Annotated in this window: 19 protein-coding genes; 11 read left to right on the top strand and 8 right to left on the bottom strand. The window is 51.4% G+C overall.

Going from position 1 to position 22,338, the window contains the following annotated elements; all coding sequences use genetic code 11:
• On the top strand, positions 1–1,260 hold the full coding sequence (locus tag K3T83_RS35780; protein WP_220207694.1) for an MFS transporter: 1,260 nt from the start codon (positions 1–3) through the stop codon (positions 1,258–1,260).
• 125 nt (positions 1,261–1,385) lie between these two features.
• On the opposite strand, the gene K3T83_RS35785 is transcribed toward K3T83_RS35780, so the two are convergent.
• Complete coding sequence (locus K3T83_RS35785; protein ID WP_220207695.1) at positions 1,386–2,240, bottom strand: SDR family NAD(P)-dependent oxidoreductase; 855 nt, start codon at positions 2,238–2,240, stop codon at positions 1,386–1,388.
• Between the two features lie 651 nt (positions 2,241–2,891).
• Between K3T83_RS35785 and K3T83_RS35790 the strand changes: the two genes are divergently transcribed.
• The 5 genes from K3T83_RS35790 (at position 2,892) to K3T83_RS35810 (ending at position 9,332) form a co-directional block, all read left to right on the top strand.
• Positions 2,892–4,691: a heparinase II/III family protein gene (locus K3T83_RS35790; protein ID WP_220207696.1), complete on the top strand. Its 1,800-nt coding sequence runs from the start codon at positions 2,892–2,894 to the stop codon at positions 4,689–4,691.
• 247 nt (positions 4,692–4,938) lie between these two features.
• Complete coding sequence (locus K3T83_RS35795) at positions 4,939–5,646, top strand: TetR/AcrR family transcriptional regulator (RefSeq protein WP_220207697.1); 708 nt, start codon at positions 4,939–4,941, stop codon at positions 5,644–5,646.
• Between the two features lie 71 nt (positions 5,647–5,717).
• Positions 5,718–6,488: an ABC transporter ATP-binding protein gene (locus K3T83_RS35800; protein ID WP_373324634.1), complete on the top strand. Its 771-nt coding sequence runs from the start codon at positions 5,718–5,720 to the stop codon at positions 6,486–6,488.
• 23 nt (positions 6,489–6,511) lie between these two features.
• Complete coding sequence (locus K3T83_RS35805) at positions 6,512–7,864, top strand: ABC transporter permease (protein WP_220207698.1); 1,353 nt, start codon at positions 6,512–6,514, stop codon at positions 7,862–7,864.
• A gap of 214 nt (positions 7,865–8,078) precedes the next feature.
• The gene (locus tag K3T83_RS35810) at positions 8,079–9,332 is read left to right on the top strand and encodes a Vgb family protein (RefSeq protein WP_220207699.1); all 1,254 of its coding nucleotides are present in this window, start codon (positions 8,079–8,081) and stop codon (positions 9,330–9,332) included.
• A gap of 13 nt (positions 9,333–9,345) precedes the next feature.
• On the opposite strand, the gene K3T83_RS35815 is transcribed toward K3T83_RS35810, so the two are convergent.
• Both K3T83_RS35815 and K3T83_RS35820 read right to left on the bottom strand, forming a co-directional pair.
• A complete protein-coding gene (locus K3T83_RS35815; RefSeq protein WP_220207700.1) occupies positions 9,346–9,873 on the bottom strand; it encodes an NUDIX hydrolase in 528 nt (175 codons plus the stop codon).
• A 9-nt stretch (positions 9,874–9,882) separates the two neighbouring features.
• Positions 9,883–10,449, bottom strand: a complete 567-nt coding sequence (locus tag K3T83_RS35820; protein WP_220207701.1) for a non-canonical purine NTP pyrophosphatase — start codon at positions 10,447–10,449, stop codon at positions 9,883–9,885.
• A 119-nt stretch (positions 10,450–10,568) separates the two neighbouring features.
• Between K3T83_RS35820 and K3T83_RS35825 the strand changes: the two genes are divergently transcribed.
• Entirely contained in the window at positions 10,569–11,657 is a 1,089-nt protein-coding gene (locus K3T83_RS35825; RefSeq protein ID WP_236065059.1) for a tartrate dehydrogenase, read from the top strand.
• Positions 11,658–11,682: 25 nt separating this feature from the next.
• On the opposite strand, the gene K3T83_RS35830 is transcribed toward K3T83_RS35825, so the two are convergent.
• Entirely contained in the window at positions 11,683–12,621 is a 939-nt protein-coding gene (locus K3T83_RS35830) for a LysR family transcriptional regulator (RefSeq protein WP_220207702.1), read from the bottom strand.
• Positions 12,622–12,887: 266 nt separating this feature from the next.
• Between K3T83_RS35830 and aceB the strand changes: the two genes are divergently transcribed.
• On the top strand, positions 12,888–14,495 hold the full coding sequence (gene aceB / locus K3T83_RS35835; protein WP_220207703.1) for a malate synthase A: 1,608 nt from the start codon (positions 12,888–12,890) through the stop codon (positions 14,493–14,495).
• A 298-nt stretch (positions 14,496–14,793) separates the two neighbouring features.
• Positions 14,794–15,051, top strand: coding sequence for a hypothetical protein (locus tag K3T83_RS35840; protein ID WP_220207704.1), 258 nt, complete (start codon positions 14,794–14,796; stop codon positions 15,049–15,051).
• Between the two features lie 30 nt (positions 15,052–15,081).
• On the opposite strand, the gene K3T83_RS35845 is transcribed toward K3T83_RS35840, so the two are convergent.
• The 3 genes from K3T83_RS35845 to K3T83_RS35855 all read right to left on the bottom strand — a co-directional run bounded on the left by K3T83_RS35845 (position 15,082) and on the right by K3T83_RS35855 (position 17,250).
• The gene (locus K3T83_RS35845; protein WP_220207705.1) at positions 15,082–15,402 is read right to left on the bottom strand and encodes a MazG nucleotide pyrophosphohydrolase domain-containing protein; all 321 of its coding nucleotides are present in this window, start codon (positions 15,400–15,402) and stop codon (positions 15,082–15,084) included.
• 21 nt (positions 15,403–15,423) lie between these two features.
• Positions 15,424–16,098, bottom strand: a complete 675-nt coding sequence (locus K3T83_RS35850; RefSeq protein ID WP_220207706.1) for an HAD family hydrolase — start codon at positions 16,096–16,098, stop codon at positions 15,424–15,426.
• Positions 16,099–16,269: 171 nt separating this feature from the next.
• Positions 16,270–17,250: a LacI family DNA-binding transcriptional regulator gene (locus tag K3T83_RS35855; RefSeq protein WP_220207707.1), complete on the bottom strand. Its 981-nt coding sequence runs from the start codon at positions 17,248–17,250 to the stop codon at positions 16,270–16,272.
• Positions 17,251–17,521: 271 nt separating this feature from the next.
• On the opposite strand from K3T83_RS35855, the gene K3T83_RS35860 reads away from it, so the two are divergent.
• Positions 17,522–19,582, top strand: coding sequence for an alpha-amylase family glycosyl hydrolase (locus K3T83_RS35860; RefSeq protein WP_220207708.1), 2,061 nt, complete (start codon positions 17,522–17,524; stop codon positions 19,580–19,582).
• 46 nt (positions 19,583–19,628) lie between these two features.
• Here K3T83_RS35860 and K3T83_RS35865 read toward each other — a convergent pair whose 3' ends face one another.
• A complete protein-coding gene (locus K3T83_RS35865) occupies positions 19,629–20,954 on the bottom strand; it encodes a Gfo/Idh/MocA family protein (protein WP_220207709.1) in 1,326 nt (441 codons plus the stop codon).
• Positions 20,955–21,206: 252 nt separating this feature from the next.
• On the opposite strand from K3T83_RS35865, the gene K3T83_RS35870 reads away from it, so the two are divergent.
• Entirely contained in the window at positions 21,207–22,214 is a 1,008-nt protein-coding gene (locus tag K3T83_RS35870; protein ID WP_220207710.1) for a LacI family DNA-binding transcriptional regulator, read from the top strand.
• The last annotated feature ends 124 nt before the right edge of the window (positions 22,215–22,338 follow it).

Genomic DNA, 22,338 nt, shown 5'->3' on the forward strand with positions numbered 1-22,338 from the left:
ATGCAAAAAGCTGCTGTTGTGGCGCAAGGGATACGCTGGCGCATTCCGCTGGTGCTGGGCGTGACATTTTTTGTCAACTACCTGGATCGCAACAATCTGGCGCTGGCTTTGCCACAAATTGCCCGCGATTTTGGCTGGGGCGACAAAGAGCTTGCCAGTAACGGACAATTCTTGCTTGCCGCCTTCTTCCTGACCTATGGCCTCTCGAATATGTTTCTGAGTCCATTTGCCGAGCGCTTCGGTCCGAAGCGGAGCGTGATTGTGGCTGTGGCCGCCTTTTCTATTTGCACGATTTTGAGCGCGCCGCTGGGCCAGATCTTTGCAGCCCTGCTCGGTCTGCGTTTGTTGCTGGGCATAGGCGAAGGGATACATGTGCCAATGCTGGGAGCGATTACCAGCCGCTGGTTTCCGTTGCATGAGCGCTCACGGGCCAATGCGATCTGGAATGTGGGCATCCTGCTGGCGACGGCTCTTGGTCCGCTGTTGCTAGTGCCGCTGATCTCGGCTTTTGGCTGGCGCATCGCCTTTGCGGTGCTGGGAGTGATTGGACTGCTGATCTCTGTTCCGCTCGTCTGGCTGGTGGTGGATGATCGACCACACCCTATTGTGTTGAGCGATGTTGAGCCGTTGCCTGTTGAGAAGCCAGCGGAGGCGGTGCGTAGCCCGCTGTTCAATCTGCAATCAACCAGCTATGTGCGCGATGTGCGTTTCTGGCTTATCGTTGTGGCCGGTATGCTCAATGCCTTCTGCGGTTTTGGCGTCCTCAACTGGTTGCCAACTTACTTCACACGTGCCAAAGGGATCAATTTCGATCAACTTGGTTGGCCGCTTGCCCTGGTTTTTACCTCCGGGATCGTGAGCGTCTTTCTTATGGCCTATCTGGGGGATCGCTTGAATCGTCGGGCGCTGTTAACGAGCATTGGTCTGGGCATAGCTGGCGTGCTGGTCTTTTTTGCGGTACAGGCCACCAGCCTTGCCTTGCTGGTACTCTTTTTCGCCGCCGCAGTCTTTTGTCAGAGCGCCTATACAGCGCATGAGCATGCCCTGGTTCAGCGCCTGCTTCCTGCCAACCTGGTAGGGGCGGGAACCGGGCTGTATAATGGCCTCTCGGTGCTGTTTGGCGGCGTGGGCGGATCGTTGATCCCGGGGACAATTGTTGCCATTACCGGCAATTTCAACGCTGGCATCCTGAGCATTATGGTTGGTGCCTTCGCAACAGCGCTGGTGCTGGCACTGCTGGCGCGGATAATTCATTATTAGCATCATTTTTGCTAGATCAGGCGTACGAACAAAGGATGTGAACCAGGGAGGGAAGAATCTGTTCCTCTCTCATGGAGGAAGTGAATTCTATGGTTCCATTTGCCCGTACGCCTTTACTAATGAACTTAATCAGCGTGCGAAGCCTGCTTATCAGACAATCCGGTCAATTGTTCACTGATTTGTCTCAGTCGGCTTCGTGCTATTGTGTCATATGCTTGAGGATGTGCGTGTGCTTGTTGCAGCTGATCAAAATATTGGCCTGTTACATTGTCTAATGTCGGTGATGTCGCCAGGTATATCACAGAGCGGAGGCCCTCTTCGACCGTAGTTTGGGCAAAAGGAATCGTCTCGCGGACCATTTTGGTGTTCATCAACGAGGCAGGATGGACACAGTTGACGGTGATATGTTCTCCTTTTAGCCGTTCTGCCAGATCAATTGTAAACATCACCAGCGCAAGTTTGCTGCGGCGATAGGCATCATAGCCATTATAACGGCGTTCAAACATAATATTGTCAAAATCAAGCGGAAGTTGTCCCACTGAACCTACGTGAATAATGCGGGACGGCGGATTTATGCGTAGGCTGGGCAACAATAGATGCGTGAGTAAGAAAGGTGCGAGATAGTTCACCGCGAAACGAAGTTCATATCCATCGCGGCTGAGTTCACGTCTGGCTCCAAGAAGCCTTCCGCTACCTATGCCAGCATTATTAATGAGCATGTCAAGCTGAGGATGGGAGGTTTGCACCTGCTCAGCCAGCCTACGTACCTGTGAAAGATCGGCGAGATCCGCCAGATAGGTCTTCAGGTGACTGTTTCCTGTTACGTCCTGGATTTCTCGCTGAGTCTTCTCTAAGCGTCGCTGGTTGCGTCCATGAAGGAGGATAGCTGCGCCCTCTCTGGCGAGTGCAAGTGCGGTCTGTTTTCCGAGTCCATCGGTTGATCCAGTGATTAGGATTGTTTGTTGTGCAAGAGGTTTCATCTTTTGTTCTCTTTTCAAGAATAAACGATACGTATCGTGTCCTTTTTACAATGTCAAATATAAACGATACGTATCGTATATGTCAAGGCGCATAGTAAAATGACACAAAGAGATTGTCGTTTGTCGAAATTAGAATCGCGTCTGATTAATTCTTCTCGCTATATGAGAGAACAAAACGAGAAGTAGCGCTGGACCCAATGCCTGATCACCATTTAAAATCTTGAGTGTGGCAGTCCCTTTGGTGTTGGGAAATGGGGCTGGTATAGCTTCGGCCTTCGAGGTTTCGAGTATCTGGCTCCAACTCATAAATCTGTGCCTTCTTTCTGCGTCTCAGCCAAGCAGGTTTGCTTGTCTTGCTTCTAGAATAGGGCGAAATGCACGAGAAGTCATGGGCCAAAGGGACCATGTTAGAGAGCAACAAACACTGTTACTTTCGGCGTAGTATCTGTCTCTGAGCAAGAACAACCACCCCTATTATCTATGTTCTATTTTCAAACGACTGGAATCAAGACAGACAACAGAGATGAACGAAGAATCGGGCATAGTGCTTGAGGCTCTGATCTCGCCATGTATTCGTCTCGAAGCATCTTGAATGTTACAATGGATTGAAAGCATTCGCGGTGCTTTATTCTTTCTCTCAGGGGATACGTTATGTCAACAAATACTTCTGACGTGTTTTCACAGGCTATCGAGCGATTACCCGGTTTGCGTTCCGCTCGTGGCGCGATTATTCCTGAACTGGAGCGGGCTCGCGCAACGATTCAGACGTTGCAAACAGCACCACAAACGCGGGTCGTTCTGGCACAGACGCAGCATTTGATGGAGGGCATTGAGCAGATTCCACAAACCTCCTATACATTTTATCGACTCTTCCTCAGAAATGGAGATCGCGATAATTATCAGGCCCCCTATTTTCTCAAGCGTGCCAGGTTGGCGGCGGCCGCTGTGCGTCTGTTTCTGGGCCAAACAGAGCTAAAGGATAGTGTGCAGGATTATTTGTGGAGCATCTGCGAGGAGAGTAACTGGGTGCTGCCTGCCCACGAGACCTATATTATCGATCTCTTCTCTGCTGAGACAGGATATGTGCTGGCTGAAACGCTGCTCATGCTTGGAGAGACGCTGGATGCTGAAGTGCGTCATCGCGTGCGGGAAGAGATAGAGCGCAGAGTCTTTGATCCCTATCTTCGCTATCACCATCTGCATAAATGGTACAAAGAGCATCATAACTGGAACGGTGTCTGTAATAGTTCAATAGCGGCCACATTTTTGCTGCTGGAATCGGAGACGGAACGCCTGGAACAGGCACTGAAAATTGCGCTGATCGGGCTACAAGCCTTTCTAGAGACAGCTTTTGAGGAAGATGGCAGCTCGACAGAGGGTGTTGCGTACTGGCATTATGGCCTGATTAATTTTGTGGCCCTCGCCGAGATGCTACGGGCGCGCAGTAACGGCGCAATCGATCTGCTTGCTGGTGAGAAGATGCGCCGTATCGCCGCCTATCCCGCCCGGATGCAGCTTTCCGGTTCGTGGTTTGCGAGCTTCTCTGATTGCAACGAAACAGTCGAGTTTCATCCAGGCATTCTCATGCGTCTGGCCGAGCGTACGGGTGAGCGATCTCTCTTCAACTTGCTGGCCCGGCCTGCGGAACCGGAAAGCGATTGGCGACTGACAATGATGTTGCGCGATATCCTCTGGTGGAATGGTAGTCAACCAGGGGCCAACACACCAACTGATGCCCGGCTTCCTGATGCAGGTGTGGTGCGTCTGGTAACGCAAATGGGACAGGGAACACCAGTAGTGGTGGCGTTGAAGGCGGGCCATAACGCTGAAAATCACAATCAGAACGATGTGGGCAGCTTTATTGTGCATGTGGAGGGCGAGAATCTGCTCACCGATCCGGGGCGTGGCCTCTATTCACGCGCCTATTTCGGCCCGCAGCGCTACGAGAATATTTTCACCAACTCCTATGGGCATAGTCTTCCACGCATCGGTAGACACTTGCAGGAGGCGGGACGCGAATTTGCGGGAACATTGTTGGAAGTCGCACCTGAGCAGGATGGATACAAACAGGCAGCAGTGGAATTCGCTCGCGCCTATCTCTGTGCGGATCTTGTCAGAGCCGAGCGTCGCTTACTCCTGGCATCGGATGTCTGGTTGCATGATCGCTTTGTCTTTCTGGAAACTCCCCATGAGGTCGAGGAAGCATTTGTAACATGGTGCGATTGTCTCGTAGATGGCGCAACTGCCTTGATTCAAGGGCAACATCGCGATCTGCGTCTCATTATCGAACAACCACAAGGGGTCTCTTTTGCGTTAGAGCGGTTGGAAGAGCAATGTCGAGCAAATAAAAAGCCTGGAGTGCTCAAACGTTTGACCGTTATTCTTCCGCTTGCATTAGATGTTGAGGTGAGGATACGCATGGAAGTGCTTGAGAAGGGCGAATGCAGATGAACATTTGCAGATGTAAAAGGGTCAAAGCCGTGAATTGATCGAAATAGTTGAGGTAAAATTGGCAGGTATCACAAAATAGTCACGAACGGGAAAATAGAGGATTTTGCCTCTTTACCATCTTGACGATTTGTACAGTCCCGACTATGCTTGTAACAAGAAAAGATTTAACCAACTGGTTAGATAATTAACCAGCTGGTTAGTTGATTTGCAACCGAACGGGTGGATTTAAGAAAGAGAAGGGAACGGCATGTCGGAACCTGGAAGTAGACGCGGGCGTGTTCACGATGCGGAAGGTGCTCGCGAGGCGATCCTCAACGCAGCAGAAGAGGTTTTTGCAGAACATGGATTTGATGGAGCGCGCATCGACGTTATTGCGGAGATTGCAGGTTACAACAAAAGCCTGATCTTCCACTACTTTAAAGATAAACTGGAACTGTATGCGCAGGTACTCAGACGGGCCGATAAAGAAATAAATGTTTTGCAAAGACGGATATTTGACACGTTGTTTGAGGAAGAGGTGATGGCTGACGCGTCCAGGTTTAAGGCGCTATTGAAAGAAACTGTTGGCGAATTTTTTGATTATCAGATCAAGCATCCACGCGTCATGCGTATGGTCATCTGGGAAATGGCCGAGGGCTGGCAGGGCTATGCAAAGATTATGTCGGAGCGCGATAGAGAAGATATGATGGAATTTAGAGCACTCTTGCGTAAAGCACAGGAGGCAGGACTTTTTCGCTCGGGGCTTGATCCGGCCATACAGCTTACACTTGTCGTTTACTTATCCATGTTTTATGAATCCTTTATCCCTCTTTTTCAAATGCTGCTGCCCGACGAGGATTTTTCCTCCCAGACTGTGATAGCGCAGGCACGCGATTACTTTGTTGAGCTAATCGCCACCGGTCTGGTGGTTGAGCCACCAGCAAACAGGGCAAGGCAGAAAGGAAGTGAAACATGAATAGCAAAGACATGCCACAGAACTCAACCTCCTTTGCGCCGGGTGAGGAAAGCCAGGCAACGTCTCCTCGGATGGTCAATGCCGACAACCAGGGGCGACCTCTGGTCGTTGTTCACGATATTCATAAGGTCTACCAGGTGGGACAAACCAGGCTGCATGCGCTGAGAGGAATATCGTTAGAGATATCACCGGGCGAATTTGTTGCGGTCAGAGGGCCATCAGGATCGGGTAAATCTACTTTTATGAATATTATTGGTTGCCTGGATCGCCCAACGCAGGGATCGTATGAGCTTGTTGGTCGGCAGGTAAGCCAGATGTCCACCCGTGATCTAGCGCGGGTGCGCAATCGTTTGATCGGCTTTGTGTTTCAAGGCTTCAACCTGTTGAGCCGGGCGAGTGCCAAACGTAATGTGGAACTCCCCATGATCTATGCAGGATTGACGCGTGAACTGCGCGAGCGCCGGGCCAGGGAAGCGTTGCATCTGGTAGGCTTGGAAGCGCGTATGGATCACAAGCCAGCGCAGCTTTCAGGAGGCCAGCAGCAGCGCGTCGCCATCGCTCGCGCCCTCGTCAATAGCCCCTCGCTTCTCCTGGCAGACGAGCCAACGGGCAATCTGGATAGCCGCACCAGCATCGAGATTATGGCAGTGCTTCAGGCGTTGAACCAGCGCGGCTTGACGGTAGTTCTCGTGACACATGAACCCGATATTGCAGAATATACCTCGCGCCAGATCATCTTCCGCGACGGTCGCCTCGTACGCGATGAGCCTATGAGCAATCCCCGCGATGCCCAGGCAGAATGGGCATCGCTCTCGCTACAAAATCCTGATGAGGACTATTAAACATGACGTAAGGAGGTAATGACGTGAGCATAGTAAATCGGACAGCAGGGAAAACTTCAGCAAACCAGGGCTTGCTGGCCGCACTCAAAAAGGAAGATTTCGACCGGGCGGGCAAACTGGGGACGAACTTTGCAATTGCTATTGAGGCGCTCTGGGCGAACAGATTGCGCTCTCTGCTGACAACTCTGGGCATCTTTATCGGGGTTGCCTCGGTCGTCTCAATGGTGAGCCTGGTGCAGGGAGTTGGTGCGAACCTTACCGACACAATTGAAAGCCTGGGCACAAATATGATTATTATCGCCCCTGGCACCGGCAATAATGTTTCCAATAGTGGAGTTTCAAGCAACGGCAGCATTTCGGTGAGCAGTCGTGTCACTTCGGTGCTGCCAGCCAGCGAGACCACGCTTTCGTTGACTCCCAGCGATGTCCAGGCGGTCGCCAAAGTCTCTTCAGTCTCGGCGGTCAGTCCGATTATCTCCGTCAATGTGCAGGCAATTTATGGAAATCAAAACTGGAATACGCATCTCAAAGGTGTGGATACCAGCCTGGAACAGATACAGAATTGGAGCATTGAACAAGGTAGCTGGTTCAGCGCATCCGATCAGCAGGGGGCCAGATTAGTCGCCGTGCTTGGTCAAACTGTTGCGCAAAACCTCTTCGCCTCCTCTGGGCAGAATCCGATAGGGAAAACCATCCGCGTGCGCGATCAGGTCTTGCGTGTGGTAGGGGTGCTTGCAACAAAAGGAGGAGCCTCTTCCTCCGATGATGTCATCTTTGTGCCCTTTTCGACCGCGTTGTATCGCTTCAAAAACAATGGCTATATCGATCAAATCATTGTGCAGGTGGCCGATTCCAACAATATTGATAGAGTGCAGAGTGACATTACAACTATGCTGGAGCAGCGCCACCATATCGGTAAAAATACCCCTGACGACTTCAACCTCACAAGCTCCAAGCAGTTGCTACAGACGTTTGATCAAATTATCACTCTTGCTACAGCACTCTATGTGAGCATTGCCTCGATATCATTAACGGTCGGCGGCGTGGGAATTATGAATATCATGATCGTTTCAGTGACAGAGCGTACGCGTGAAATCGGCATCCGCCTCTCGTTGGGCGCGCAACGAGAGGATATCCTCAACCAATTTTTGATCGAAGCGATGACGCTCAGCTTGCTTGGAGGATTGATCGGACTATTGCTTGGCCTGCTGCTTGGGTTAGGCATAACTACGCGGTTGGCGATCCCCTTTATCATCACGCCCTTCTCGCTGCTTCTGCCATTCGTTATGTCAGCGGGTATAGGCGTCACCTTTGGCTTCTATCCAGCATTTCGAGCAGCTCAGCTTGATCCAATCGAATCGCTGCATGCTCTCTAACCCCGGCCGAGGAGCCTTGATGAAATGTAACAATATGTAAAGTTTACAGCTGTAAATTTTACATATAGAATTATGATTCTATGGGTTACTATTGTATCTATTCTGTGATACCTAAGTATCAAATGCTTGTATTTATCTAAAAGTGCTTCTATACTGATTGGCGAGGTACAAAAACGGCTTCCCCGGAAATAATGAAAGGAATGGAAAATACCAGATGCAAAAAGATCAAAGTATGAAGCTTATCAGCAGACGTAAAGCTATTGGTGGGCTGTTGACGACAGGTGCGATCCTGAGCGCTGGTCTGTTTGCAACACCATCGGCTTTTGCAAGCAGTCATGTGAGGCTGGATCAGCCAACGGTTACGAAGTTCAAAGCAACCATCAAGACCTCGCAGATTGCCCTCAAGCACGTGAAAGTCAGTGGCAAAACCAGTAAAGTTGCGCCAAAAAACTATACGCTCAAGACCAATACGCAGGCATCGCTGCTTTCTGCTCAGGATGCGCAGGCCACGTTCTCTGCTTATCCAGTCAAAACAACGTCTGATCCTACTCTTGGAAAGATTGTAACCGGGGATGATGGATCAAGTTTCTGGTTTGCGGAGACGGGAGCTAACCGTATTGGCAAGATTACCACTCAGGGAGCCATCACCGAGTACTTGCTTCCTATAAGCGGGTACAACCCGACCAGCATTGCCAACGGTCCTGGCGATACGTTCTGGTTTCCCTACGTCAGCGACAGCACAAGTTTCATCGGGCGTATGATAGGTGCTTCTGGACAGGTGACACTGTATCAACTGCCAATCAGTATTTCCAGTGAAACCGCGATTACCAGGGGACCGAATGATACGCTCTGGTTTGTCAACGGGAACAATCAGATTGGTAGCGTGACTGCTGATGGCACGATCAAAACCTATACGCTCGATGGGGTCAGGTGGACGCAAGATATTGCACAAGGCCCAGATGGTGCGCTCTGGTTCACCTATACTGGCAACACTACCCCTCAATCTGGCGTGGCTCGCTTCACAACCGATGGTTCGCTGACCTTCTATCCTGTGACGGACGCTGGTATGGCGCAGATTACCACCGGACGCGATAACGATCTCTGGTTTGCTGTCTTCGAGGACGAGCTTGGTAGCGAGCAGAAGAACGTTGGTCGGATTACCACCAGTGGTACTCTCACCCGCTATTACATGCCACAACTCAAAGACAATTCTTACCCTTATTCGATTGCGTACCTGGGCAACGGCACCTTTGCCTTCGGTACTGTTCAGGAGGGAGCGAAGGGATCAAGCCACGAGTATGTCGGCATTATCACTCCTGCGGGTGATGTGCAGGCATTCGATACCCCTAACGCGGATCAGGTATTCTTTATGACCTATGCAGGCTGGGCCAACGAAATCTGGTTTACCAGCACCAGTTACAGCTACAAGGGCCGGGATAAGGTTTATAAGTTCCGCCTGACAAATTAACCTGGACCAATTATCACCATGCATGCTTGAGGTGCGCAGGAAGCGGACGAATCACCAGTCGTTGAAAAGACGTTACTGAAAGATCTTCTCTTGTGTATTCGTAAAAATACTCGGATGGATATTGAGCCTCAAGCATAGATGGTAAAAATTGAGGGATATTGCTCACAACTTCGAGATTGTTGGGGTGACAGGCCCACGCCAGCGATTTCCATGTGAGCAAGCCCTCCGGGGTTTGTTGCGAATAGGCTTGCTTCGCTTGCTGAGCTGAAAGATGGGCAATAAAGGCGTACATCCCTTGCGCTGGTTCATGACCGACCAATCCCCAGGTGACGATGCCTGCAAAGAACAGCGATGGCGCTTCCCTCAAATCAATACCCGCCTCTTCTTGCACTTCTCGCTGAACTGAAGCCAGTGGCGTTTCACCTGTTTCGATTTTTCCGCCTAACCCATTCCAGAGTTGAGCGTTAGGTGGAAATGTTCGATACAGCAGTAACACCTGTTCCCGATGGCAACAGAAGCAAATTGTGTATGGCAACTCCATTGCGGCCTCTCAGGATCTCGTTTTCAAATAATCATCCAGTTTTGTGAGCGCGATAGTTCTCATTGCCGTTTTGCGGATTTCAGTATCGCTCATCTCTGCCCAGGTTTTGTCGTGTCCGGCGGGAATAAAGATAGAATCCCAGCCAAAGCCGTTGCTTCCTCGTGGCGTGGGGGCGATAGAGCCTGCTCGTTCGCCGGAGAAGATATGAAATGCTTGCCCATCGTACAGACCAAACTGTACCGACGCCAGCGCCGATCTGTCCTCGTAGCCATTGAGCAGTTTGCACAAGCCATCGGTGCCCAACTCCGCTAAAAACCATTTGATCAGCGGCCCCGGCAATTTGCCCAGCGCTAAAAATTGCAGCGAGGCATCCTCCACCAGCACCGGGGAGTGCAGTTGCCTGTACGCCTCCCGCGCCTTGTGTTCAATGATTTCTGCTCCGTCAAGCGATTGAATTTCAATCAGATCGATTGCTTTCTGTACAACTGGAAAATCTAAATATTGACTGAGTTGCTTTGCTTTGCCTGGATTGCTGGTTACAAATGTTAAAGCGTCCACCTTCTCTTCTCTCATCATAAAATTCCTGATAATACAGGCGCTATCATACAGTCTCCGCTCTATTTTGGCAAGATGAGACGCTCCCAGCCTGACGCGAAGGTGTGCTACACTACTGATGTAGAGAGGAAGGAGGCATTATGAAAACCTATCAGCTTGCAGTGATCCCCGGTGATGGTATCGGGCCGGATGTCATCGCGGAGAGCGTGGAGACGCTGACGTATCTTGCCACATTGCATGGTGGCTTTCAATTTAGTATGCAACAATTTAATTGGGGGACGGAACGTTATTTGCGCGAGGGAGCGATGATGCCAACGGATGGCCTGGCGACTCTGGAGCGAGGAGGCTTCGACGGTATTTTGCTTGGCCCGATTGGTGATCCGCGCGTACCGGACCATATCACGCTGCGAGGAGTGGTCTTGCCACTGCGCCAGGCGTTCGATCAATATGTCAATCTTCGGCCTGCACGTCTTTTGCCGGGTGTGCATAGCCCTCTGGCGGACAAGCAGCCTCAGGATATTGATATTATCTGTGTGCGTGAGAACACCGAGGGCGAGTATGCCGGAGCTGGTGGTCGCCTCTATCAGGGGGCCGAGAACGAGGTGGCGATTCAGACAACGATATTTACCCGCAAAGGCACCGAGCGCATCATACGCTATGCGTTTGAGTATGCTCGTCGCTATCAACGTAAGAAGGTGATGAGTGCCACAAAGTCCAACAGCCTGCAATATAACATGGTTTTTTGGGATGATGTCTTTAAGCAGGTGGCCGCCGAATATCCTGATATTGAGCATGAGCAACAGTTGATCGATTCGCTTACGGCCCGCTTTGTGTCGCGACCGGAGAGCCTGGATGTGGTGGTGGCCTCAAATCTCTTTGGCGATATCCTCACAGATCTGGGAGCTGCCATTTCAGGGAGTATGGGTCTGGCACCCAGCGCCAATCTGAACCCGGAGCGCCGCTATCCCAGCCTGTTTCAGGCGATACACGGTTCCGCGCCTGATATTGTTGGCAAAAACATTGCCAATCCAATTGCCTCTATCTGGTCGGGTCAGCTTTTGCTGGATTTCCTCGGCGAACAGGAAGCCGCCACATTGCTGATGCGAGCCATAGAAGAGGTGCTGGCGAGTGAGCAGGCGCATACACCTGATCTTGGAGGTGTTGCCACAACGAACCAGCTTGGTCAGGCGATTCGTGAGCAGATACAAACGATTGCAGCTCGATCCTAATACTCATCAAAAGAGATAGGTCTGATTAAGCTGAAATTTCTGGCTCAATGGATAGCTCGCCCTGCCATTTGCGCTCGACGTGTTCCAGCAAGAAATTCTTGAAGGCATAGGCTGTGGCGGAGAGGTTTTTCTCTTTCAAGTGGACAAGCCGCCACTGCCGCATTAGTGGGAAGCCCTCGACATCAAGCATGACCATACGCTTTGTCTCCAGCTCGATATCAATTGCCACACGTGAGATCAACGCGATGCCCAGCCCGGCAGCAACTCCCTGCTTGATTGCGCTGTTATTGCCAACCTGCATACTGACGAGCAGTGGTAAGCCGGCATTCTGGAACACTTCTTCCAGTGCGGCCCGCGTGCCTGATCCTACCTCGCGCATGAGAAAATGTTCGCGCGCCAGCTCCGCAAAGGGAACTCTGGTGCAACCGGCGAGGCGATGCGTTGGCGCAGCTATCAGGACCAGTTCGTTTGGCGCGAATGGAGCTACAAAGACTGGCACTTCGGTTGGAACCTTGCCCATAATCGCCATATCAAGCTGATTGTTGATGATCGCGTCTACCAGATAGTTGCGATTAACCACTTCGAGCGTAATCTCGACATTGGGGTACAGATGATGAAACTTCCCCAGCAGATTAGGGATAACATACGTCCCCACTGTCGTGTCGGCACCCACGCTCAGGCGGCCATTATGCGGGCTGCGTAGCGCTTCCATTGTTTCTAACGTCTCATCGATTAAAGCAAAAATCTTGTTACTATAGCGATACAACTCCTCTCCGGCTCGCGTGAGGTGGGTGCGGCGTCCGATCCTATCAAACAGCTTCACGCCCATCGACTCCTCAAGCTGGTGTATTTGCGCCGAAACAGCGGGTTGGCTAAAGTGTAGCTTTTCGGCAGCCCGCACGTAGCTACAATATTTGGCGACGACCTGAAACGTGGCGAGTTGATGTAAATTGATATTACGCATCTTGCCTCCTTGAAAGACACATAAGCGATAGATTATTAATAATAGCACAAGATAAACCTTTTCTGTCAAGAAAAAAGCGCTATTTCTTCTTGATGCATCACTCTAAACCTATCTATCAGGCTGATTTATACATAACTTTTTACTTATAGGATTCCTCACAATCTTTGAAGCAACAGCATAGACCGCGCGCATTGCAGTATGTTACCCTTGCTTTATGGATTGGTGAGACGACGGAATTTTCTCATTCATTGGAGCGATCTGGTATTATGAGTATACAGACGAGTTCCCTTTCGACGGAAGGAATCGAAGTCATTGCGCCTGTGACCGCTGAATTCGCAGAAATAGTGTCGCCCGACGCGTTGCGCTTCGTTGCGAAGTTGAGCCGGACATTTGAGCCTGGTCGCGAAGAGTTGCTCAAGAAACGGAAGCAGCGTCAGGCTGAGCTGGATGCTGGTATCCTGCCGGATTTTCTGCCCAGAACGCGGCGGATTCGCACTGCCAACTGGACCGTTGCGCCCCAGCCAGCCGGTTTGCAGGATCGCCGCGTTGAAATCACTGGTCCAGTTGAGCGTAAAGTGATTATTGACGCGCTCAATTCCGGGGCGAACGTCTTTATGGCAGATTTTGAGGATGCTCACGCTCCCACCTGGATTGGCACGATTCAGGGGCAGATTAATGTACGCGATGCCGTCGCTGGGACAATTAGTTATACTAACCCCGAAGGTAAAGTGTACCGCTTACATGAGAAGACAACGGTGCTGTTTGTGCGTCCACGTGGCTGGCATCTGCCAGAGAAGCATGTCTTGATCGATGGCAAGCCTGTTTCTGCCTCCCTCTTCGACTTTGGCCTCTACTTCTTTCACAACGTACAGTGCTTACTCGCCAGAGGAACCGGTCCCTATTTTTACCTGTCCAAGCTGGAGAGTCACCTGGAGGCGCGGCTCTGGAACGATGTCTTTGTGGTGGCACAGCGCGAGTTGGATATTCCCCGGGGAACGATCAAGGCTACTGTGCTGATTGAAACTATGTTGGCGGCCTTTGAGATGGACGAAATCCTCTATGAATTGAGTGAGCATTCAGCGGGTCTGAATTGTGGGCGCTGGGATTATATCTTCAGCGCAATCAAGAAGTTCAATGCTATTCCTGCCTTTGTTCTGCCCGATCGCGACCAGTTGACGATGACCACCCATTTCATGCGCTCCTGTTCTCTGCTCACCATCAAAACCAGCCATCGTCGCAATGCCCCTGCTATCGGTGGTAGTATGTTGGCCTATATCCCCATTAAAAACGATCCCAATGCTAACGAAGAGGCGCTGACACGCGTGCGAGCCGAGAAACGACGCGAAGTGACTGATGGGTATGACGGAACGTGGGTTGCTCATACAGGGCTGGTGTCGGTGGCGCGAGAAGAGTTTGCCGTCATGAAGAGTCCGAATCAGATGAACAGGAAGCGCGAAGATGTGCGTGTAACGGCGACCGATCTGTTGCGTTTCCCTGAAGGAACGATTACGGAAGCCGGTTTGCGCAATAACATTAACGTCAGTTTGCGATACCTGGATGCCTGGCTGTGTGGAACGGGGTGCGTGCCAATCAATAACGTGTTGGAAGATGTCGCTACTGTTGAGATCACACGGGCGCAGATCTGGCAATGGATTCATCATCCCTGGGGCATTCTCGATGATGATCGTAAGGTTACTATCGCCATGTTTCGTCGTTTGATGAGCGAGGAACTGACAAAGATCAAGCACGCTGTCGGCGAATCACGTTACGTCAAAGGACGTTTTGAGCAAGCAGCAGCGATCCTCGATCAAGCGATTACAAGCGAGCGGTTTGTGGAATTCCTGACGCTCCCGGCCTATTGCTATCTGGATTAAGATGTTATGCCTGTTGATGATAGAAGTGGATTTGACCTTTTGCCTTAAAAGTGGTTTCATGGAAGGCGGCAGAAAATCTGTCGCCTTCGTGTTACTTATTGAGGCGCTATCACGTGTCAAATGAAAGGAGCTTTTTAGGGGCTTTTTGTATACTGTATATTAATAAGATGGATTAGCGCGTACCCTTCTCACTTTGTTTCGACATTTTGCAACCAATTATCCTGCTCGTAACCTGTAGGGGTTCTCTACTGCAATGGTAGAAGATCGTAAGGTTTTGAAATCACAGGAAGGACAGCCGATGGCAAAGTTCGCTTTTGGTGAGGAGAAGCTCACAATTATTGATGCTAAGGGTTATCAGATAGATCTGAGCATGCAGGAAGCAGTTTCCCTGCTGTACTGGCTCTCTGATCAGAAGGCGGCGCTATTTCGTCTTTCGCGGCATGAGAGCGAGCCAGAGAAGCAACCAGAGAAGCACTTTCAGCAACTCGAAGCGTTTCAGGTCGAGTATAAAATCCACCCATTGCTGGAGGATGATAACGCATTCGCACAGGGCTAGCAGGCGCTGTTTACGGCCCTGCGCTCTCTGCTAGTCCCACGTCCTGGTCGCGTTGATCCGCTCTTTCTCGCGAAACGCCTGTTCCAGGTCAATCTGGAAACAATTTGCCAGATCCAGCAGGTAGCTGAGGACATCGGCAAACTCTTCTTCAAGCTCGAAATGCTTTTGCCGTGCCTGCTCCTGGTAGAGTCCCTGTGTCTTGCGAATCGCTTTGGCTAGCTCGCCTACCTCTTCGGTGAAGAGCAAGAACTTCTCGGCGTAGCTATCTTTCGTCCAGCCGCGCTCCTTGCAAACCTCGTCCATATAGCGCTGCAAGACTGGGAGGGTAGGATGTTCGGGTAGATCGGCCATGTATATTCCTCTTTTCTCTCATTAAAAATGCGTACGTAGATCTGTAAAAGCTGCCAGCGTCAGAAGCTGTCCCTCGCCGATATGACGCACGTCCTCATGTTCAAAATGCCATGTGTGAGGATGAGGGATGTAGATAGCGTTGAGGCCAGCGCTCAGGGCTGGATTGATATCAGAGCGTGGCGAGTTGCCGATCATCCATGTACGTTGGGGATCGATTTGCAGCTCTTCAACCACGCGATGATACGTCGCAACATCCTTTTCTTCCACAATGATTGCCCGCTTGAAGCTCTCGGCAATACCAGAGCGCTCGATCTTGAGCGTCTGCTCCTCAACATCTCCCTTTGTCAGTAGGACGAGTTCATGCCGGATTGAGAGATAGTCAATCGTCTCCTTCACACCATCGAGCAGTTGCATCGGATGGGTGCGAATCTGCTCTCCAAAGCGACGAACCTGCCGCACGTCCTCATCCTGAAGCTCTCTTTCGGCGAGGCGGCGATAGGTTTCGACCAGGCTTTTCGTGAAATTCGCTGATCCGTAGCCCATCAGACGCTCGACATCATCCAGTACCTCTCGCACCTCTGCTGGCGTCAGGCGAGAGTGGTTAAGAAATGCAATGAAGGCGTGAACGGCCTGCTCAAAGTAGATGTTGTTCTCCCAGAGCGTATCATCTGCATCTATCAAAAGATAGTATTTCATATATTATCCTTTTCAATACTAATTGATTCATTCGGCCAATAGATCGAGGCCGCTACCTGTGTATGGCAGGGGTGATGGCTTGTCCTCGCCCGCCTCCACAGGCAGCGTGAAGCGTACCCAGGCGAGGACAAGCCATCACCCCTGCCATACACGGACATACCTCAAATATTTTTATAGATAGACCGCTTCGGCTGTAGAGGCGCGGATAGTCAGTTCAAGCGGCATTGTGATCTGCGATGGCGCGTCTGTATGTTCGAGCAGCGCGACCAGTAGTTGCAATGCCTGTTTGCCAATCGCGCTGGCTGGAATGGCAACCGTTGTCAACTCTGGATCAAGAATGCGTGCAATCACGCTATCATCGAAGCTCACAACTGATAGCTCCTGCGGTATTGCGCGTTGCAATGCTTTCGCAGCTTTGTATGCACCGACCGCCAGCACATCGCTATCACAGACAAGCGCTGAAGGCGGATCCGCACTCCTCAACACGTGCAGCGCGGCCTCATATGCACCGGGAATGGTGAAGGCGGCCTGGACGTAATAGGCGTCTACCAGCGTGCATCCAGCTTGCTGCAACTCGCTGACATACGCTCGATGACGTAGGTGGAACGTTTCAGCATCGACAGCAGCACCCAGGTGAGCGATCTTGCGATGTCCCAACTTGAGTAGATGCGTCATAGCCGCCTGCATGCCCGCCTCGATATCCAGTCGCAAAGATGGTAACTCTGTTGAAAACGCATCGACCAATACAGCTTTCCCTTGCAACGCCGCCAGATCTTTTGCTGTGGGAGGCTGCATAGTGCAGAGCAGAAAGCCATCGACCGCCCAGGACGTGAGCGCATCCAGTACAATCGGTTGCCAGTCCTGCTCATCGTGCACATGAGCAAGCATGACCGCGTAACCATACTTACGAGCAGCCTGTTCCGCGCCCTGAAGCACGGCGGCAAAGTAGGGATTACTGACATCGGGAACGGCCAGAGCAATGAGGCGAGAGCGTCCTGAACGCAGGGTTCGGGCCGCTCTGTTGGGACGATACCCTAGCTCCTGTGCGGCACGCAGGATCGCCGCCCTGGTTTGCTCACTCACACGCCCGGTTGCCTTTTCTCCAAAGACCAGCGAGACCGCCGATTGCGACACGCCCGCCCGACGTGCCACATCAATGCTCGTTACCGGTGAATGAATGCCCTCGTTTTTTTTTGCTCATCTTCCCTCGCCCCTGCTGTATTCAGCAAGTCATACGTATGACGTATTTATACACGATGGAGATTGCTCTGTCAATATGCGAATAGAGGAAGTTGTGTTTGTGCGCCTGGAAAGATACAGCAAATTTGTTTTGTTTTAGCGTATACTTTCTATAGATATCTCCTGCTGATATTTTTAAAGTATGTACACCTTATTCGTCATTCTGCATAAAGGAGCGCATGGAATGCAGAGCAGCAGACCACCCTTCAGACACTTTTTGCCAGGAGCACTGGCTCTGGCTTGCCTTCTCATTGGATTGTTTGGTGGATTTGCTTATAGCCGTATAGCGTATGCTGCCGGGCCAGCTATCAGCAAAGCAACACGCAGTCCGGCTGGCTATGTGGTGACGTCCGATCATGTCACGATCCAGTTCGATGTGACCGCCGGGAGCAGTGGGCAGGTGTTATACACAACCAATAACTGGTCCTCCTCCGCAACTGTTGCTGCGACAAAGATCGGAACTGATGGCGGGAACGATGTCTTGCAGGTGAGTATGCCGACCGAAGCCACTAGTACCTGGGTGCAGTATGCTGTGAATGCAACCAATGCTGGCAGCACCTCCTGGTGGACCGATAGTGATCCCAATGATGATAACAACAATGAGATGTACGTGGTGGAGCGGCAGGCAACGCATCGTGTCTATCAATTGTTTGTGCGCACCTATGGAGCGACAGGCAGTGGGAAAAGCAATACCGGTACGTTTAATGCGATCACAGTCACCGATATCAATAATATCAAGGGGCTGGGCTTTGATACCATCTGGCTAACTGGTGTGATGCAGCAGGAGACAAACTCCGGTTTTGGAGCGAAAGGGAGTGCCGGGAGTCCCTACGCCATCGTTGATAACTGGAACGTCTCAAGCGACCTGGGAACCATGAACGACTTTACCGCACTGGTCCAGCGGATTCACAGTGCGGGACTCAAAGTGATGATCGATTTTGTGGGCAACCATACAGCACGCGAGTATCATTCGACCAATGCAGGCAGCAACGCGTTTAGCAACAACAATTACGTCTGGGTACACAGCGATGGCAGCCTGGGCAACGATGGCAGCGGCAGCCTGGCATGGGGCAATGATAGCCACGTCTTTCCGTGCGGCACCAATGATTGGACCGATACTGCCATGCTCGATTATCACGGCAACAACGCTGACTCCACCAATGCCAGCTCGACCTATGCCAAAGAGAATCAACTTGTGGCCTTCTGGCAGGGCAAGGGCGTTGATGGCTTCCGTGCCGACTTTGCACACGGTATTCCCAGCGATTTCTGGTCGTATCTCATCGCCAACTCGCATGCCCGTAACGCAAATGTTTACTGGATCGCCGAAGCCTATGATAACGATTGCTACGTGAATGGTGGCACATGGCGCACCGGCTCGCATATCAACGCGCTCTTTGCTGCGGGCTTCGATGGCGTCTATGACAAAGGAAACTACGATCAAGTACGTAACATTCTAACGCAGAACTGGTGGGCGAACGGCATCACAGCGCACCGCAATAGCGATATCAACGGCTATGGCCGTGGCGCGCAGTATCTCGTTGAGTTTACCTCCAACCACGATGAGGTGCAGGCCGCCTCTAACGAATACTGGGGCGGTGGCAACAATTGCAGCGGAACGGTCGATTGCAATAATATGCTCTACACCAAACCGCCAACCGCGACGGCCTTGCTTGAGGGCAGCAATATTCTTATGTATAACGGTCACGAGGTCGGCGAACCGGCCAACGGCAGCGATGACTTCAATGGTAACGACGGCAAGACGAGCATCTTTGAATATGTGAACATGCCGCAGATGACCGCGTTTCGCAATGGCTCGCTTGATAATCGTAGCCTTGCCCTGCGCGGCTACTATGGGCGACTGGTTAATCTTGCGGCGCAATCAGCGTTTAGCAGTGGCGAGGACTTCTATGAGGATGTCTCATCGGAGAACACCAGTCTTGGCGATGACTTCAATCACTGGCTCTACCTTTTCACCCGTGCGAATGGCAGCAACCATTATATAGTTATTGCCAATTATGATCGGACTGCCGCCAAAACATACACCGTTCACCTTTCGTCCAATGGTTGGCAAAAGCTGGGAGTTGCCAACAACAGCACATCATACACGTTCACGGATCGCCTGAACACTCAGGACGAGAACGGGAACGCGATCACTCCCTATGTGATTACTACCACTGGAACGCAGCTCTGGCAAAACGGCCTCACGTTTACCATTCCCGCCAATACTGCTTTCGTGTTGCAGTGACGGAAATAGTGGTCCGGCGAGTCTCTCGACTCGCCGGAAACACCTGTTATGCATTGGCCGGGTTTTTCTCTGGCAGCACGAAAAGATCGTCGATGACTACCATTTTTCCGGTCTTCATCGCTTCGTTGCCAGCGATACCTACAATGATAGATGCGGCTCCATCGATATGAGATGCGGCGCGATGGAAGGGATCGTAGGGAGGATTGGGCGATAAAAGTTGCTCCAGCAAGATCGGGTCAGCGCCGCCGTGTCCACCTGTGCTGGCTGGGATCTCGACCTCGTAGGGTGTGCCAAACATCGGATATGCCGTGATGCTGGCATGCTTGAACGGCCCTTTGCTTGCTCCCGCGTTGGCCTTGCCGTCGCCTTGCAGATGATTGATATTCTCAACAATATCCAGCTCGATTCGTCCCTTTGTGCCGGTGATGGCGACGCGCAGACCTTCCCAGGGTGAGTAGGCGACGAGACAATACGACAGTAGCACGCCGTTACGATAGCGTACGGTCACATTCATCGTATCTTCAATCGTGATCGGTTCGCCAAACACATTGCGATCGCGCAGATAGCCCGTCTCCGGCTCTGCCTCCAGATATAGGTGGCGGAACGTCTCGTTTTTATCGAGCGTGAGCGCAAAGGGATCGTTCGCGGCCTCTGGAACGCCGGTGTAGCGCGTGTAGGAGTAATGTTCGCCGCGCTCCTCAGCGTTTTTCTTGCCGTAGAACTGGAGGTCGCCCATTGCAAATACGTGGCGAGGATATGAATCGATCCACCAGTTGACCAGATCGAAGTGATGCGTCGCTTTGTGGACGAGCAGACCGCCGCTGTTCTGCTTCTCGCGATGCCAGCGCCGGAAATAATCTGCTCCATGACTGGTATCCAGCAGCCAGGAGAAATCGACCGAGAGCGGCTTGCCCACAACGCCTTCCATGACCAACTCGCGGAAACGGGTGTAGGCCGGGGCGTAGCGATAGTTGAAGCTGACGCGCAATGACTTGCCGGTCTTTTCAATAGCCTGAAAGATCGCTTTCATCTTCTCGATGTCGGTCGTCATCGGCTTTTCGGTAATCACGTCGCAGCCCAGTTCCATCGCCCGCACGATATATTTGTGATGGGTCGCGTCCATCGTCGTGACGATCACACAGTCGGGGTGCGTGTCGGCGATCATCTTATCGAACTGGTCGGCGTGATAGGTTGGAATGGGAGCTAATCCGGCAGTGGTCTCCAGGTGATGGTTGTACCAATCCATGCGCGTCTGGCTCAAGTCCGCAAATGCCACCAGGTCCGCGATATCATGGTAGGTTGTGATTAACGCATCAATAAACATCCTGGAGCGTGAGCCAGTACCAATCAGAGCGTATCTTTTTTTCTGCACGTTTTGTTCCTTTACAAACCCTTTCTGTATCTGTCTGTCCAAAATTGTGACCGGACATATCTATTGTATGCCCTATTTTCAGTGTAATGCAAGAGGTACTATATTGCAGTTAGAGAAGAAAAAGCATAAATTCCTCTTGACAGCGTGTTGAAAAACCAGCTATAATGTGACCGGTCACTTTATTTTGTACAGACTACCTTGCATTATAGCAACAGAATTGTTGTGTGTGCAAATGGACATGTTGAGGCTGGCATGGTCTTGAAAAAAAAGAAGGTCACAATTCGCGACGTTGCGCAACAGGCGGGCGTCTCTTATCAGACGGTATCGCGCGTTTTGAACGAGAGTGATACCGTTGCTCGGAGCACTCGTAAGCGCGTATTGCAGGCGGTTCACGATCTGGATTATACGCCAAATAAAGTCGCGAAAATGTTAACAACCAATCGATCTTATACGCTGGAATTGCTGGTTGTTGACGTGTTGCATGGGGGTCGTTTTGCCGATTCGATCAAAAATATGGCCTATGCCGCCAGAGATGCCGGGTATGGCCTGCTGGTAACGACGGCGGATGTGGAAAATCTGGAACTGGCCTTCAATAACGCAGCCGCTCGCCTGACCGATGGCGTGATTATGTATGCACCTACGTTGCGCATTACAGATGAGCAACTGCTCGCGCTCAGCGATGGGATGCCCATTGTGCGCCGCGACTACGTGCCAGATTCTCGGCTGGCCTGGGTTGGCTTCGATCAGGTCTATGCTACGCGCATGGCCGTTGAGTATTTGATCGAACTGGGGCATCGTCGGATTGCCGCTATTCCACCTTCTGAGCGCCTGATCAATGGCTTCTGGCGGCGCACTGCTTGGGAAGCTACTCTACGTCAACACGGCCTGGAGCCTGGTCCCGTTGATGGGGCTGAATATACTATGCGCAGCGCCTATGATGCCGCCTGCCGCATCCTGGCAACAGGCGAACCTTTCACTGCTATTCTGGTTGGCTCCGACACAATGACGTTAGGAGTCTTGCGTGCTTTACGCGAGCATGGTTGCCGCGTGCCAGATGATATTTCAGTGTTGAGCTTTGACAACGCCGAACTATCTGCGTATACCGATCCACCGCTATCAACCATTCATTTTAAGTTTGCGCAACAGGACGCAATGGCCGTAAAATATCTGGTTGATCTCTTAAACAATCCAGAAATGGAACTTCATCAACGAATCTTGTTGCCCGATCTTGTCATACGAGAAAGCACACGTAAACTCTAACCATGCTGCTTAACAATTTAATGAAGAGGTTTTTTAGCGTTAAAGAGTAAACGTTATCACCTTTTGAAGAGAAGCATTCGCTGTTTTTGCATTTGTGTTTGTGGCTTGCAATGAGTGCAAGCAG

The sequence above is a fragment of the Reticulibacter mediterranei genome, assembly GCF_016587455.1.